The organism is Paenibacillus sp. 05T425 (assembly GCF_056396205.1).
In genome coordinates, this window is the sequence record NZ_JBFTLA010000123.1 from 1 (window position 1) to 425 (window position 425).

Genomic DNA, 425 nt, shown 5'->3' on the forward strand with positions numbered 1-425 from the left:
GGGTTGGGGTTCCAGCGGCGTGAGATAGGGCCAGAGGAGATTCTTGAGCGCAGCTTGCTGGCACTGGTCAATGAAGGGGCGAAGATCCTTCAGGAAGGCATTGCGGCGTCGGCGCACGACATCGATCTGGTGTACCTCAACGGTTATGGTTTCCCGGCGGACAAGGGCGGGCCGATGGCCTGGGCGGATCAGCAAGGGCTGGACGATATTCATCTGCGGTTGTTGCAGCTTGAGACCAAACAGGGGGATCACTGGGCCCCGGCACGGTTGATTGGGGAGTTGGCGGCGCAGGGCAGAGGGTTTACCGACATGTGATTTAGGTAGTGCCTGTGACAGCGCCTTCGCAGTTTCACCTTAAACTGGCCATCCAACTCCAGGAACCGACGCTGATGTCCAACCCGATGCCCCATCGCACCGACTACCCC

At 60.0% G+C, this 425-nt stretch carries 1 protein-coding gene; it reads left to right on the top strand.

Translation table 11 applies throughout. From position 1 onward, the window contains the following. The coding region (locus tag AC1DF0_RS32390) for a 3-hydroxyacyl-CoA dehydrogenase family protein (RefSeq protein ID WP_477577695.1) at window positions 1-315 on the top strand (315 nt) is incomplete at its 5' end. Window positions 316-425: the final 110 nt, after the last annotated feature.